Raw genomic sequence first — 15,685 nt, forward strand, 5'->3', positions numbered from 1 at the left:
ATACAAACGACGCCTACCCCTATAGGAGCGAGCTTGCTCGCGAAAAACCCGAGAGCACATCCCCTTACCTGGACGCACCCGCAACCATTGACGGTTTTGCCATCACCGATGATGGCAGTTTGAGTGTGTGCAATTTATAGTAATTCTCATCTACTTTTAAAGAACTCTCTCATCAGCGGTCGATTTTTTTCTCCAGCTGAGCTGTAACTACTTATGTAACAGCCTAAATTCCGGAGCATTTTCCTCGTTTACCTGTCAGCTCTGCGCGACTGCGCCCCGAACTTTCCTGGCTGGAAGCTACCCATGAAACGCCCTCGACCTGCCCGACGCGCCCTGCTTGTGGTGGCGTGCCTGATTCCCATCGTTGCGTTTGCCACCTGGCAGGGCCTGACGCCGGGCCGCGACGCCCTGGCCACCGTTACTGTGACCCGCGCCGACATCGAAAACAGCGTCACCGCCCTGGGCACCCTGCAACCGCGGCGCTACGTGGACGTCGGCGCCCAGGCCTCCGGGCAGATCCGCAAGATCCACGTCGAGGCCGGTGACCAGGTCCAGGAAGGCCAATTGCTGGTGGAGATCGACCCCGCCACGCAAAAAGCCAAGCTCGACGCCAGCCGCTATGCCATCGAAAACCTGCAGGCCCAGTTGCAGGAGCAGAAAGCCCAGCACGCACTGGCCCGTCAGAAGTACCAGCGCCAGCAGCGCCTGAGTGCCGGCAACGCCACCCGCGAAGAAGACGTGCAGACCGCCAAGGCAGAACTGAGCGCGACCCAGGCGCGGGTCGAGATGTTCCAGGCACAGATCCGCCAGGCCCAGGCCAGCCTGCGCAGCGATGAAGCCGAGTTGGGCTACACGCGCATCTACGCGCCGATGACCGGCACCGTGGTGGCCGTGGACGCGCGCGTCGGCCAGACCCTCAACGCGCAACAGCAAACCCCGCTGATCCTGCGCATCGCCAAGCTGTCGCCCATGACGGTGTGGGCGGAGGTCTCCGAAGCCGACATCGGCCATGTCAAACCCGGCATGAGCGCGTATTTCACCACCCTGAGCGGTGGCAGCCGGCGCTGGACCAGCACGGTGCGCCAGATCCTGCCGATCCCGCCCAAACCCTTGAACGAAACCCAGGGCAACGGCAGCCCGAGCAGCACCAGCAAGAGCGGCACAGGCCGAGTGGTGCTGTACACGGTGCTGCTGGACGTAGACAACGCCGACAACGCGCTGATGGCCGAGATGACCACCCAGGTCTTTTTCGTCGCCAGCCAGGTCAAGGACGCCCTCACCGTACCCGTCGCCGCCTTGCAAAGCGTGCCCGGCTCCGCAGCGCAAATCGCCCGGGTGGTGGCCAAAAACGGTGCCATCGAAGACCGCGAAGTGCGCCTGGGCATCAGCGACCGCCTGCGCGTCGAAGTGCTCGGGGGGCTGAACGAGGGCGACCACCTGTTGATCGGCCCGGCTGATAGCAATGGGGGCTGACTTGACCACGCCCCTGATTGAACTCAAAGGCATCCGCAAATCCTACGGCGGCGGCGACAGCCCGCAGGTCGATGTGTTGCGCGGCATTGACCTGTCGATCCATGCCGGCGAGTTCGTCGCCATTGTCGGCGCGTCGGGCTCGGGCAAGTCGACGCTGATGAACATCCTCGGCTGCCTCGACCGCCCCACCGAGGGTGATTACCTGTTCGCCGGGGAAAACGTCGCCCACCTGGGCAGCGACGAATTGGCCTGGCTACGCCGCGAAGCCTTCGGTTTTGTGTTCCAGGGCTACCACTTGATTCCGTCAGGCTCTGCCCAGGAAAACGTCGAGATGCCGGCGATCTATGCCGGCGTCAGCGCCGCCGAACGTCATGCCCGCGCCAGCGCCCTGCTCACCCGCCTGGGCCTGGCCGAGCGCACCGGCAATCGGCCGCACCAATTGTCCGGTGGGCAACAGCAACGGGTGTCCATCGCCCGCGCCCTGATGAACGGCGGCCATATCATCCTCGCCGACGAACCCACCGGCGCCCTCGATAGCCACAGCGGTGCCGAGGTCATGGCCTTGCTCGACGAACTGGCGAGCCAGGGCCATGTGGTCATCCTGATTACCCACGACCGTGAAGTGGCGGCGCGGGCCAACCGCATCATCGAGATTCGCGACGGCCAGATCATCAGCGATTCGGCTGACACCCGTGCGGCCACACCCAGCGTGGCGGCCGGCGCCTTGCACGCCGTGGACCTGCGCCAACGCCTGGCCGACGGTGCCGAGCACAATGGTGCCTGGAAAGCTGAATTGCTGGATGCGGTACAAGCCGCTTGGCGGGTGATGTGGATCAACCGTTTCCGCACGGCGCTGACGCTGTTGGGCATTATCATCGGCGTCGCGTCGGTGGTGGTGATGCTGGCGGTGGGCGAAGGCAGCAAGCGCCAGGTCATGGCGCAGATGGGCGCGTTCGGCTCCAATATCATTTACCTCAGCGGGTCTTCGCCCAACCCGCGTACGCCGCTGGGTATCGTGTCCCTCAACGATGTCGCCGCCCTGGCGACGCTGCCTCAGGTCAAGCGCATCATGCCGGTCAACGGCACCGACGCGGGTGTGCGCTTCGGCAACGTCGACTATATGGCTTACGTGGGGGGCAACGACACCAACTTCCCCGAGATCTTCAACTGGCCGGTGGTCGAGGGCAGCTACTTCACCGAGGCCGACGAACGCGCCGCTGCCACGGTCGCTGTGATCGGCGCGCGCATCCGCCAAAAATTGTTCAAGGGCGTGGCCAACCCTATCGGCCAGTACATCCTGATCGAGAACGTGCCCTTCCAGGTGGTCGGCGTGCTCGCGGAAAAAGGTTCCAGCTCCGGCAACAAGGACAGTGACGACCGCGTCGCCATTCCCTACAGCGCCGCCAGTGTCCGCCTGTTCGGTAGCTACAACCCCGAATACGTGGCGATTGCCACCACCGATGCGCGCAAGGTGCATGAAGCCGAACGCGCCATCGACCAGTTGATGCTGAAGCTGCACAACGGCAAGCGCGACTACGAGCTGACCAACAATGCCGCGATGATTCAGGCCGAAGCACGAACCCAGAACACCCTGTCGCTGATGCTCGGCTCGATTGCGGCGATTTCCCTGCTGGTGGGCGGCATCGGCGTGATGAATATCATGTTGATGACCGTGCGCGAACGCACCCGTGAAATCGGCATCCGCATGGCCACCGGCGCACGCCAGCGCGACATCCTGCGCCAGTTCCTTACCGAGGCGGTAATGCTCTCGGTGGTCGGTGGCCTGTTCGGTATTGCCCTGGCATTGCTGGTGGGCGGTGTGCTGGTGCTGGCCGAAGTGGCGGTGCAGTTTTCCCTGGTGGCGGTGCTCGGTGCGTTTGGTTGTGCGCTGGTCACCGGCGTCGTATTCGGCTTTATGCCGGCCCGTAAAGCTGCCCGGCTCGATCCGGTTAAGGCGTTGACCAGTGAATAAACGATCCATCACCCCGCCGTTGTCAGCGCTCAGCCTGTGCCTGTTGCTCACGGCCTGCGGCGCTAACCCGCCGGTCATCGACAGCGGCCTCCCCGCGCCCGCCGCCTGGCACTATGCCGAGCGCGAAGCGACCCAAGCCATCAACCAACGCTGGTGGACGCAGTTTGGCAGCCCGGCGTTGAACCGCCTGATCGACCAGGCCCGTCGTGACAGTTTCGACGTGGCGGCCGCCATGGCGCGTGTCCGTCAGGCCCAGGCCACAGCAGTGATTGCCGGCGCACCGTTGCTGCCGGAGCTGAAGTTCAACCTCGCCGCCAGCCGTCAAAGACTGTTGCGGGGCAGCGGCAACTCGGACCTGGACGCCACTGAGAGCAATAAGACCGTCAACAACTACGCCGCCAACCTCACGGCCAGCTACGAAATCGACTTCTGGGGTGGCCGCGCCGCTGCGCGTGACAGTGCAGTGCATAGCCTGCAGGCCAGTGAGTACGATCAGGCCAACGTGGAACTGACCCTGCTCAGCAACGTCGCCGACCGCTACGCGCAAACCCTGGCCGCACGCCAGCGCCTGCAGATTGCCGAGCTCAACCTGGCGAATGCGCGCAATGTGCTGAACCTGGTGCAGACCCGCTACGACGCAGGTTCCGCCACGGCTCTGGAACTGGCACAACAGAAAAGCCTGGTGGCCGGTCAGCAACGGCAACTGCCGCTGATCGAGCAATCGGCCGAAGAATCGCAGATCACCCTCGCTGCCCTGCTCGGCCAGCCTGTGCAAGCTTTGGAGCTAGGCACAGAACCCTTTCAGGCACTGACCTGGCCAAGTATCGGGCCCGGCGTGCCCAGCCAGTTATTGAGCCGGCGCCCCGACCTCGCCCAGGCCGAGGCCCAGTTGGCGGCCGCCAGTGCCGACGTCACGGTGGCCCGTGCGGCCATGCTGCCGACGGTGACACTGGGTGCGACCCTCGGTTCGGGCGCGTCCAAGGCCGAAGACATCCTGCGCAGTCCCTTCTACACCCTGACCTCGGGCCTGATGGCGCCGATCTTCAACAATGGCCGGCTGAGCGCCGAGCGCGACAAGGCTCGGGCACGCCAGGATGAACTGCTGCAAACCTACCGTGGGGCGATCATCAACGGCTTTGCCGATGTGGAAAAAGCCCTCAGCAGCATCACCCGCCTGGACCAGCAACGCCAGTGGCAGGCCGAGGAGCTGCAACAGGCGCAGACCGCCTTCCAGATTGCCCAAAGCCGCTATGAAGCCGGCGCCGAAGACCTGCTCACGGTACTGCAAACCCAGCGCACCCTGTACGACGCCCAGGACCAGAACGTGCTACTGCGCCTGTCGCGCCTGCAAGCCAGCATCGCCCTGTACAAGGCATTGGGCGGTGGCTGGAACACCGATATCTGATAAACGAAACTCATATTTCATACACGAGCTGTTTCTTCACCTTACATTTTCCACCCCAAGGTCCTTGGTAAAAAAGCCGTTATCACACGGATGCCCGGGACCTCATGATGAAACCCAGCGCTTTTGTAAACGGTCTGGTCTGCATCGGCTTTTGGCTGATACCAAACCTGGCGTTGGCCGAGCCCTTGATCGCCCCCACCGCGATCGACTGGTTGCTGGACTGCCCACTCACTGCAACAGCGCGCCTGGACCCCGAAGTGGTTGGCCGCACCCAATGCGGCCTGGTCAGCGTGCCCCGCGACCATGCCGCCCCCCAGCGTGGCCGTATTCGTCTGAGCGTGACACGGGTAGGCGCACGGCAGCCGCTCAACCGTGAAGGCGTGGTGTTCATCCAGGCCGGCGACCCCCAGCGGGTCAAAGACGCACCTTTCGTCCTTCACTTGGCCAGCCGCTGGGAGTCGCTTGCCACCACCGCCTATCGCACCCTGGTCGACCGCTACGACGTGATAGAGCTGAGCACCCGCGACCTGCGCCAGGGCAATGCCGTGGAACAGGCCGCACGGGACATGGAGTACGTGCGCGGGCAACTGGGCGAGGGGCGCCTCAACTACCTGGGCAACGCCGCGGCCACCCGCCTGGGCAGCCGCTATGGCACGCTGTTTCCCGAGCGCGTCGGGCGCATGGTGCTGATCAATACCGAACCTGGCGAAGCGCTCGCCGCCGGTGTCGAGCAGCTCTTGCTCAAGGAGTCGGCACACGCAGGCGCTGACGGTTGTGTGAGCCGCTGGCTAGGCGATTTCCTCGCTTATGGCAAACAGCCGCCGGCGTCCGCACGCTGCCTGGACCCGGGCGCCTGGGAATAACCTGCACATTTACGACCCCTATTCACCGAAAACGACCCCTTGCGTTGACGCACCTGCCCAATCGTTATTAAGTGCTATTTATCCGCATTAATACGATAAATCACCGCCATGCTGAGTCGCCCGTTACGCCGCAAACGCCAGAAGCTTTCCGATGTGATTGTCGAGTCGGTCAAGCGCTCGATCGTCACCGACGCCTTGAAGCCCGGCGACCGCCTGCCCACCGAGCGCGAGCTGATGGAAAGCTTCCAGTGCTCCAAGGGCTCGGCGCGCGAAGCGCTCAAAGCGTTGGAGGTCGAAGGCTTGGTGAGCACGCGCACCGGCCCCAGCGGCGGGGCCTACTTGAACCAGGCCGGCACTGAACCTGCCAGCCGCGCCTTGCGCAATTACCTGCACTTCCAGCACCTGGACGGCGAGCAGGTCTACCAACTGCGCAAGGTCATCGAAGTGGAACTGGCAGTGTCAGTGCTCGGGCGTTTGAGCGAAGACGATTACCTGGCCCTGCAAGCCAACGTGGATTTTTGCAGCGCCCCCGAAGATAGCGAAGCCGGCCAGCGCGAACAGCGCCTGGCGGAACTGGAGTTCCACAACCTGCTGGCCCGGGCCTGTCCCAACCCGCTGCTGAGCTTCATGGCGCAGTTTCTCAATGACTTGCTGCGCGACCTGGTGGTGCTGAAAAAGGCCTACAAGCCCAAGCGCAAGCAGTTCGACGCGGCCAACCTCGACTATCACAGGCAACTGCTGATCGCCTTTCGCGCCGGGGATGAAAGCGCGGTGCGCAGCTTGATGCATGAACACATGTGCGATGCCGAACACCATATGACCGCGCTGGAAGGCCAGGTCAGCCCGCACTTCCTACTGGAGTTCGACCACTCGTAAGCACACAGGCAATCAACTGTGGGAGCGGGCTTGCTCGCGAATGCGGTGTATCAGTCATTGCATGCGTAGCTGACCCAGCGCATTCGCGAGCAAGCCCGCTCCCACATTTCGACCAGGTTCCAACCTTTAGATCGGTTCACTCAGCCCAATAAAAAGCCTGCCCACAGGCCCTTGCTCCACCGTATCGCCCTTGCCGCTCCTGCCAATAACTAAACCAGGGAGTCACCCCATGCAGCGTCGTACGTTATTGAAAGCCAGCCTCACCGCGGCCGCCGCCCTCAGCCTTCCGCTGAGCGTGCGTTCGGCATTCGCCGCCGAGCCCTTTACCTTTTACGGCCTCAAGTCCATGTCTGGCGCCTTTGCCAGCTATGGCAAATTTGCCGACATGGGTTCACGCCTGGCGGTGCAACAACACCCCGACTTGCTCGGCCGCCCGCTGAACTACAAGGTCATCGACACCGAAGGCAACGCCGGCAAGGCGGTGCGCAAGGTGCAAGAGGCCATCGCGCAGGACGGCGCACGGTTCTTCCAGGGGTGCACGCTGTCGTCTTCCGCCCTGGCGGTGGCCAAGGAAGTGGACAAAGTCGGCGGCGTGTTCATGACCCCGGTGGGCGCCGATGAAGTCACAGGCAAGGACTGCAACAAAGCGACCTTCCGCTGGTCAGTGCCCACCTACGGTGCGATCCGCGAAACCATGGTGCCGCTGATCAAGTTGCTGCCGGACGCCAAGCGCTGGTACACCATCACCCCGCAATACGTGTTCGGCGAAGCCTTGCTCGAAGGCGCCAAAAACGTGCTCAAGGAACATAACCTGGAACACGTGGGCAACAGCTACCACTCACTGCAGGAACAAGAGTTTTCCGGTTACCTGACCAACGCCATTTCCACCAAGCCCGATGTGCTGGTGCTGCTCAACTTTGGCAGCCAATCGTCCAACACCCTGCGCCAGGCCGTGAACTTCGGCATCAAGGAGCGCATGAAGGTATTGCTGGTGTGGTCTGCCGGCCTGGATCAGTTCCAGGAACTGGGCAGCGATGTGCTCGAAGGCGTGTACCTGGGCGCGCAGTACTGGCACCAGGTCGACACCCCGCTCAATCGTGAGCTGGTCAAGCTGACCCAGGCCAAATACGGCATCAACCCCACCTACCCGCTGGCCGCCGACTACATCAGCACCAAAGTCATGCTCGACACCATCATCGCCACCGGCAGCTTCGACGGCCCGACCGTAGCCAAGGCCCTGCAAGGCTTGAGCTACGAAGGCCCGACCGGTAAGGAGTCGATCCGCGCCGGCGACCACCAGGTGATCAAGGATTACTACCTGCTGATCGGCAAGGCCAGCGGCGACATGGCCGACAAGGACGACCTGGCCAAAGTGCTCAGCGCTGGCCAGTCGTTCCCCGCAGTCGAGGCGACGGGCTGCACACTCGGCTGACCGCTTAACTATTGTCGCGCAGGGCCGCGCAAGCGGCCGCCTGCGGAGGGTGCCTGCATGCTTAATCTGTACCTGTTCCAGATCCTCAACGGCCTCGGGTTGGGGATGATCTACTTCCTGATCGCGGTGGGGCTGACGATCATTTTCGGCCTGCTCAACTTCGTCAACTTCGCCCACGGCGCGTTCTTCCTGCTCGGCGCCTACATCTGCTACACCGCGGTGAGCCTCACCGGCAGCTTCTGGCTGGCGTTGCTGATCGCGCCGTTGGTGGTGGCTGCGTTGGCCTGGGTGATTGAGCGCTTGTTGATCCAGCGTATCTACCACTTGCCGCATATGTTCCAGATTCTGGTGACCTTGGGAATCGCTCTGATCATCCAGGAAGCCAGCGTGATGATCTGGGGCCCGGTGGGCAAAAGCGTCGCCGTGCCGGAACTGTTGCGTGGCGTGCTGGTGGTGGGTGATTTTGTCTATCCGTACTACCGCCTGTTCCTCATCGTGTTTTCCGGGCTGGTGGGCTTGGGCCTGTGGCTGCTGCTGGAGCGCACGCGCTTCGGTGCCCTGGTGCGCGCCGGCAGTGAAAGCACCGAAACCGTCTCGCTGCTGGGCACCAATATTTTCCGCCTGTTCTCCATGACCTTCGCCCTCGGCGTCGCCCTGGCCGGTGTCGCCGGGGTGTTGTTCGCGCCCTTGCGCGGCGCCCAGCCCTTCGTTGGCCCGGAGATTCTCGGCATCGCCTTCGTGGTGGTGGTGATCGGCGGCATGGGCTCGTTCAGCGGTGCGCTGGTCGGCGGTTTGCTGGTGGGCGTGGTGCAAAGCCTGATGACCACACTCTGGCCCCAGGGTGCGAGCCTGATGATCTACGGCGCCATGGCCGTGGTGATCCTGGTGCGCCCCTACGGCCTGTTCGGGAGAGCCTGACATGAGCGAGAAAAACCCCCTGCCGTTTGCCAAGACCCAATCCAGAGCCATGTTGCTGTGGGTGTTGGCCGTGCTGATCGGCCTGCCATTGGTGTTGCCCTCGGCGACCCTGGCCACCGAGATCCTGATTTTTGCCATGGCCGCCCTGGCCTGCAACCTGCTGCTGGGCTACACCGGGCTGCTGTCCTTCGGCCAAGGCATCTTCTTTGGTGCCGGTGCTTATTGTGCGGCGCTGTTGATGATCCACCTGCAACTGGGCCTGTTCACCGCGTTGCTGGGCGCGGCGCTGGCCGGTGGCGTGCTGGCTTTGCTGGTGGGCGCCCTGGCGATTCGGCGCACGGGCATTTACTTCGTGATGCTCACGTTGGCGTTCAGCCAGATGGCCTACTTCGTCGCCTACACCTTGAGCGACTGGACAGGTGGCGACAACGGCCTGCTCAGCGTGCCACGTCCGGAAATTCGTGTGGGTGACACCGTGCTGCTGTCCCTGGACGATGCCCGCGCCTTCTACGGTTTTGTCGCGGTGCTGTTCCTGCTGATTTTCATCGGCGCACGCCGGGTGATCGCCTCGCCGTTCGGCAGCACGCTGATGGCAATCCGCGAAAATGAAACCCGCGCCTCGGCCATCGGCTACGACACGCGTCACTTCAAGATCCTGGTGTTCGTGCTGTCGGGCGCGGTCACCGGGATAGCCGGGGCGCTGTACGCCATGCTGCTGCACTTTGTGCCGCTGTCGAATATCGACCTGGCGATGTCCGAGAACATCCTGATCATGACCATCGTCGGCGGCACCGGCTCGCTGTTCGGCTCACTGCTGGGCGCCGGTTCCATCGTGCTGCTGGGCGACTTTCTCTCCGATCTGTGGCCGCGCTGGCTGATGCTGCTGGGGGTGATCCTGATCCTGGTGGTGATCTTCATGCGCGGCGGTTTGTGGGGCGGCCTGGCATCGCTGTTCGAAAAGCTGCGCGGCACGCGCAAAACCGCAGTCGTCGCCAAGGAGGACGGGCTATGAGTATCCTGCTGGAAACCCAAAACCTGGAGCTGGCCTACGGCGCGTTCCATGCGGTCAATGGCGTCAACCTCAAGGTTGAAGCCGGCACCATCCACACCATTATCGGCCCCAACGGTGCCGGCAAGACCAGCCTGTTCCACTGCCTCACGGGTGAGCGCCAGGCCACCGCCGGAGCAATGCATTTCGACGGCAAGAACCTGATGCGCAAGCCCGCCCACGGCCGCGTCGGCCTGGGCATGGCGCGCTCGTTCCAACTCACCAGCCTGTTCCAGAACCTCAGCGTGCGCGAGAACCTGCGCCTGGCCGCCCAGGGCCGCGACGGCGCCCGCGCCCTGAATTTCTGGCGTCGGGTAGACAGCCAGCGCGAGCACCTGGAGATGGCCGACCAGGTGCTGGAACGCCTGCAACTCACGGCCCGCGCCGACACCCTGGCCGGTGAGTTGTCCCACGGCCAGCAACGGGTGCTGGAGGTGGGCATGTCGATCTGCTCCAAACCCAAACTGTTGATGCTCGACGAGCCCACCTCGGGCATGGGCATCGACGATATTCCGATCATGACCCAACTGATCAGCGACCTTGGCCGCGACCACACGGTGCTGTTGATCGAACACAACATGAGCATCGTCATGTCCATCAGCCAACGCATCACGGTGATGAGCCATGGGCAGATCCTGGTGGAAGGCACGCCGGCGTTCGTGCGCGCCGATGAACGTGTGCGCACGGCCTATCTTGGGGAGGCTGCCTGATGCTGATCGTCGAGAATATCCATTCCTACTACGACAAAAGCCATGTGCTGGAAGGCGTGTCATTGACCGTCAACCCTGGCGAACTGGTGACCCTGCTGGGTCGCAATGGTGCCGGCAAGACCACCACTTTGCGCAGCATCCTGGGCATCATTTGCCCGCGCCAGGGCCAGATTCACTTCAACGGCCAGGCGCTGGTGGGGCAGAAAATCTTTGAAATCGCACGCCAGGGCTTGGCGCTGGTGCCGGAGAACCGTGGGATTTTCCGTCTGCTGACCGTTGAGGAAAACCTGCGCATCGCCGCCCGCAAGCACAGCCGCTGGCAACTGGAAGACGTGTACGCCATGTTCCCGCGCCTCAAGGAGCGGCGCAAAAACGCCGGCCATGCGTTGTCCGGCGGCGAACAGCAAATGCTCGCCATCGCCCGCGCCCTGCTGAACGACCCCAAGCTGCTGATCCTCGACGAACCCACTGAAGGCCTGGCCCCGGTGATCGTTGACGAGCTGGTGAAGATCCTGCGCAAGGTCAAGGACGAGGGCCTGCCGGTGTTGCTGGTGGAACAGAACCTGATGGTCTGCGACAAGCTCGCCGACCGCCATTACGTGCTCGAACAGGGCCGCGTGGTGTACGAAGGCAGCGCCGCTGACTTCCGCGCCGACCCGACCATCAAAAACCGTTACCTGGCCTTGAGTGCCTGAGTGGAGATTCCTGATGAATAGTCTTGCGCAACCGCTCCAGAGCAATGCCCCGCTGATCAACCGCGACCGCTTGTGGCAGTCACTGATGGACCTGGCCCAGCTCGGCGCCACGGCCAAGGGCGGCGTGTGTCGCCTGGCCCTCACCGACCTGGACCGCCAGGCCCGCGACCTGTTTGTGCAGTGGTGCGAAGCCGCCGGGTGCAGCGTCAGTGTGGATGCCATCGGCAATATTTTCGCCCGGCGCCCTGGGCGCAACCCCGCCCTGCCCCCGGTCATGACCGGCAGCCATATCGACACCCAGCCCACCGGCGGCAAGTTCGACGGTTGCTACGGGGTGATGGCCGGGCTGGAAGTGATCCGCACACTCAATGACCTGCAAATCGAAACCCAGGCGCCCATCGAAGTGGTGGTGTGGACCAACGAAGAAGGCTCACGCTTCCCGCCGTGCATGATGGGCTCCGGGGTGTTTGCCGGGAAGTTCGACCTGCAGGAGACCCTCGACAAGCGCGACGACCAGGGCCTGTCGGTAGGCAGCGAACTGCAGCGCATCGGCTATGCCGGTGACCGTGCGGTGCTGGGCCATCCGGTAGGCGCGTATTTCGAAGCGCACATCGAGCAAGGCCCGGTGCTGGAAGACCAGGCCATTACCCTGGGCGTGGTGATGGGCTGCCTGGGCCAGAAATGGTTCGACCTGACCCTCACTGGCGTGGAGGCGCATGCGGGCCCGACGCCCATGCACCTGCGCAAGGATGCCCTGGTGGGCGCTGCCGAGGTGGTCAGCGCGGTCAACCGTATCGCCCATCAGCATCAGCCTCACGCCTGCGGCACCGTCGGCTGCCTGAGCCTGCACCCTGGCTCGCGCAACGTGATCCCCGGCCAGGTGCACATGACCATTGACCTGCGTCACCTGCACGCCGACAAGCTGCAAGCCATGGTCAATCAAGTGCGCAGCGTGATCCAGGACTCGGCCGCCCGCCACGGCTTGACGTTTGAACTGACGCCCACCGCCGACTTCCCGCCGCTGGACTTCCACCCGACCTGCGTCAATGCCGTGCGCGAGGCTGCCCAGGCATTGGGCTTGAGCCATATGGACATTGTCAGCGGTGCCGGGCATGACGCGATCTTCGTCGCTGAACTGGGCCCGGCCGGGATGATCTTTGTGCCGTGCGAGGGCGGTATCAGCCATAACGAAATCGAAAACGCCGCGCCGGATGACCTGGCAGCGGGTTGCGCGGTGTTGCTGCGCGCCATGGTCAATGCGGCCCAGGGGGATGTGGCATGAGCGAGATTGGCCAACTGACAGCGGTGCAACTGTTGCAGCATTTTCGCGAAAAGAGCTTGTCACCCGTAGAGGTCACCGAAGACGCTTTGCTGCGCATCGAGCGCTATAACCCGGTGGTGAATGCCTACTGCCATGTCGACCCGCAAGGCGCACTGGACGCTGCGCGAGCGTCGGAACAACGCTGGTTGAAAGGTGAACCCTGCGGCGCGCTGGATGGCGTGCCGGCGTCGATCAAGGACCTGACGTTGACAGTCGGTATGCCCACGCGCAAAGGCTCGCGCACCTCATCCGCTGAGGGCCCGTGGGACGTAGACGCGCCCTTCTCGGCCTTCATGCGCATGGCCGGCGCGGTGCTGCTGGGCAAGACCACCACCCCGGAATTCGGCTGGAAAGGCGTCACCGATAACCCGCTGTACGGCATCACCCGCAACCCGTGGGACACGCGCACCACCGCCGGTGGTTCGTCCGGGGGCGCCGCTGCGGCGGCGGCGTTGAACCTGGGCGTGCTGCACCAGGGCAGCGACGCCGGTGGCTCGATCCGCATTCCCTGCGCGTTTACCGGCACCTTCGGGATCAAGCCGACTTTCGGCTATGTGCCGCAATGGCCGGCCAGCTCCATGACGATCCTGTCGCACCTGGGGCCGATGACGCGCACCGTGGAAGACAGCGTGCTGATGCTGCAAGCCGTGGCGCGACCGGATGCGCGGGATGGCTTGATCGGCGCGCCGCGGACTACGCCCTGGCTCGCTCCAGGGACGGACTTGAAAGGGTTGCGTATCGCCTATAGCCCCACGTTCGGCTATGTGAAAGTCGACCCCCAGGTCGCCCAGGTGGTGGATCAGGCGGTGCAGGGCCTGGTGCAACTGGGCGCCCATGTCGAACAAATCGACCCTGGCTTCAGCGACCCGCTGGATGTCTTCAGCACCTTGTGGGCCGCCGGTGCCGCTCGCCTGACCGGCGCGATGAGCGAGGCGCAAAAGCAACAACTCGACCCCGGGCTGCTACGCATTGCACAGCGGGGCGAACGCGTGAGCCTGGACGATTTCAACACGGCCCTGGAAGCGCGAGCGGCGCTGGTTGCACGGATGGCAGCGTTCCATGAGCATTACGATGTGCTGGTGTCGCCGATGATGCCGATCACCGCGTTCGAAGCCGGGCACAACGTACCGCCGGGCTCGGGGATGACGGAGTGGATGCAATGGACGCCGTTCACCTACCCGTTCAACCTCACCCAGCAGCCGGCGGCGTCAGTGCCCTGTGGGTTGGCGGCAAATGGCTTGCCAGTGGGCTTGCATGTGGTGGGCGCGCGGTTTGCCGATGAGCAGGTGCTTAGGGTGTGTCACGCGTATGCACAGGCATTCCCCACAGAGCACTTGCACACACCGAGAAGCCCGACCTGAAATACCCACAACGGTGGGAGCTGGCTTGCCTGCGATAGCGCTGGTTCAGTTAGCCCATTGGCCTCTGACACACCGCTTTCGCAGGCAAGCCAGCTCCCACATTGATCGCATTGCAATCCTGCAGCTTGCATGTGGTGGGCGCGCGGTTTGCCGATGAGCAGGTATTGAAGGTATGCCAAGGCGTTCCCGATGCCGTTTCTGAAAGCACCGAAAAACCCGGGTTGACCGATTTCACGACAGCGTTCAGCTAAATGGCCTGGGACAGCTATGTACCGCTCTACCAGGTCGTTTCAGCGGTCAAATCTTCAGGGTGTTTCAGCACCTCAACCTTGAAGGAGTTCCCACCGTGGAATCGATCCGATACAAAGACCTGCTTATTAACTTCACCTCTAACTTCACCTATTACGGCAACAACCGTACCGGCGAATACGAGCACTTCGGTGACGCCGCCTTCACGCTCTATCGCCCCCGAGTTACGCCGGCACTTGCCGAATATTCGATACTCGGCGATGTACTGGAGCCCAACTTTACTGATATCCATGGCCTGAAAGTGGTGCCGATCGTCGCGGACGCACAGGGCTCGACAGGTACAGCGCTCAAACCACCGACCGGTTTTACCTGGGTATGGGAGATACAAAGACCCGAGCTCACCCTGTCCATCTGGCGCCCGCAGCCACCGCCCGGGTACGTGTGCATGGGCTTGGTCTGCAGCAACTCACTGCGCGCACCTGATATCGGAACGGTCAAGTGCATCCGCGCAGACTTGGTCATTGAAGCCCGCATCAGTCAGGAGGTCTGGAACGACAGGGGTACCCACTCAGGCACGAACTTCTCGGCCTGGAGCATTTCACCGCCGCCACCCATGCCAGCAGAAGTGTTTTTCAGCACCGGCACCTTCATCGGTCACGACCAATACCAAGCGCCGTCACCCGTAACGCCCACCTATGCCCTTCGTACTCACCTGTCCATTGAGCCCCCCGCCGAGCCGTCGCACGCCCCCGTACTGCACAACTATGCGCAACCCACGACACTGACCTCCGACACTGCGACGTATACAACCTTGCTGCCCTGGTTTGTCATCTCCGACCCGGGTTTGACGGCGGACCAACAGTTCCTTCAATCGCCCCAGTACCAGTTGGTAACCACTGAAACCTATAAGCTGGTACGCCATGCTTATAACAACACAGGTGACATTCAACGCTACAGTTGGACGTTCCAATCCAGCACGTCCACCAGCGCCACGCAAACCGACACAGATACCAAGACCGCAGAGGCATCGGCAGAAGCGACCTTTGCCGGCTACTTCAAGACCAGCGTCAAAGTCGGTTCCAGCATCAGTCAAAGCAATGCCATCACCCAAGGTTGGAGCACCACAAAAAGCTCCACCGTCTGGTGCACGCTGGGCGCCTATAAAGCCGTCGCCGTGTACTTGATCAGCTACACCTACCGACTACTGCGTGCTGACAAAACGGAAGTGGGTAAAAGCCTTACCCGTCAACCCAACAGTAGTTTGTACTGGACCGAATACCCGCCAGCGCCGAGAGCAGTGACCATCGTCGAAGCGACGGAACCCCAGGACCCCGCGTTTGTGCAGCACGAATGAGTGCAAGT

At 62.9% G+C, this 15,685-nt stretch carries 13 protein-coding genes; all 13 read left to right on the forward strand.

The window, feature by feature from the left end; translation table 11 throughout:
• The first annotated feature begins 303 nt into the window (after positions 1-303).
• The 13 genes from ODQ19_RS12710 (at position 304) to ODQ19_RS12770 (ending at position 15,677) form a co-directional block, all read left to right on the forward strand.
• A complete protein-coding gene (locus ODQ19_RS12710; RefSeq protein WP_330210202.1) occupies positions 304-1,473 on the forward strand; it encodes an efflux RND transporter periplasmic adaptor subunit in 1,170 nt (389 codons plus the stop codon).
• A complete protein-coding gene (locus ODQ19_RS12715; protein WP_165861655.1) occupies positions 1,463-3,445 on the forward strand; it encodes a MacB family efflux pump subunit in 1,983 nt (660 codons plus the stop codon). Before ODQ19_RS12710 ends, ODQ19_RS12715 begins: the two co-directional genes overlap by 11 nt.
• Positions 3,438-4,850, forward strand: a complete 1,413-nt coding sequence (locus ODQ19_RS12720) for an efflux transporter outer membrane subunit (RefSeq protein WP_116667807.1) — start codon at positions 3,438-3,440, stop codon at positions 4,848-4,850. The genes ODQ19_RS12715 and ODQ19_RS12720 overlap by 8 nt, the downstream gene beginning before the upstream one ends.
• Before the next feature lie 107 nt (positions 4,851-4,957).
• Positions 4,958-5,713 carry an alpha/beta hydrolase gene (locus tag ODQ19_RS12725; RefSeq protein ID WP_330210203.1) on the forward strand — a complete coding sequence of 252 codons (756 nt, stop codon included), beginning with the start codon at positions 4,958-4,960 and terminating at the stop codon, positions 5,711-5,713.
• 108 nt (positions 5,714-5,821) lie between these two features.
• Positions 5,822-6,589, forward strand: a complete 768-nt coding sequence (locus ODQ19_RS12730; protein ID WP_330210204.1) for a FadR/GntR family transcriptional regulator — start codon at positions 5,822-5,824, stop codon at positions 6,587-6,589.
• A gap of 229 nt (positions 6,590-6,818) precedes the next feature.
• Complete coding sequence (locus ODQ19_RS12735; protein WP_330210205.1) at positions 6,819-8,021, forward strand: ABC transporter substrate-binding protein; 1,203 nt, start codon at positions 6,819-6,821, stop codon at positions 8,019-8,021.
• Between the two features lie 57 nt (positions 8,022-8,078).
• Positions 8,079-8,939, forward strand: a complete 861-nt coding sequence (locus tag ODQ19_RS12740) for a branched-chain amino acid ABC transporter permease (protein WP_020301305.1) — start codon at positions 8,079-8,081, stop codon at positions 8,937-8,939.
• A gap of 1 nt (position 8,940) precedes the next feature.
• Complete coding sequence (locus tag ODQ19_RS12745; RefSeq protein ID WP_330210206.1) at positions 8,941-9,951, forward strand: branched-chain amino acid ABC transporter permease; 1,011 nt, start codon at positions 8,941-8,943, stop codon at positions 9,949-9,951.
• The gene (locus ODQ19_RS12750) at positions 9,948-10,697 is read left to right on the forward strand and encodes an ABC transporter ATP-binding protein (RefSeq protein WP_330210207.1); all 750 of its coding nucleotides are present in this window, start codon (positions 9,948-9,950) and stop codon (positions 10,695-10,697) included. The genes ODQ19_RS12745 and ODQ19_RS12750 overlap by 4 nt, the downstream gene beginning before the upstream one ends.
• Complete coding sequence (locus ODQ19_RS12755) at positions 10,697-11,392, forward strand: ABC transporter ATP-binding protein (protein WP_330210208.1); 696 nt, start codon at positions 10,697-10,699, stop codon at positions 11,390-11,392. Before ODQ19_RS12750 ends, ODQ19_RS12755 begins: the two co-directional genes overlap by 1 nt.
• A 13-nt stretch (positions 11,393-11,405) precedes the next feature.
• A complete protein-coding gene (locus ODQ19_RS12760; RefSeq protein WP_330210209.1) occupies positions 11,406-12,674 on the forward strand; it encodes a Zn-dependent hydrolase in 1,269 nt (422 codons plus the stop codon).
• The gene (locus tag ODQ19_RS12765; protein ID WP_330210210.1) at positions 12,671-14,074 is read left to right on the forward strand and encodes an amidase; all 1,404 of its coding nucleotides are present in this window, start codon (positions 12,671-12,673) and stop codon (positions 14,072-14,074) included. The genes ODQ19_RS12760 and ODQ19_RS12765 overlap by 4 nt, the downstream gene beginning before the upstream one ends.
• A 346-nt stretch (positions 14,075-14,420) precedes the next feature.
• Positions 14,421-15,677 carry a Vps62-related protein gene (locus ODQ19_RS12770; RefSeq protein ID WP_165861654.1) on the forward strand — a complete coding sequence of 419 codons (1,257 nt, stop codon included), beginning with the start codon at positions 14,421-14,423 and terminating at the stop codon, positions 15,675-15,677.
• Positions 15,678-15,685 lie beyond the last annotated feature (8 nt).

Source organism: Pseudomonas sp. AM4(2022) (genome assembly GCF_036346515.1).
In the GTDB taxonomy this organism is placed as follows: domain Bacteria; phylum Pseudomonadota; class Gammaproteobacteria; order Pseudomonadales; family Pseudomonadaceae; genus Aquipseudomonas; species Aquipseudomonas paracarnis.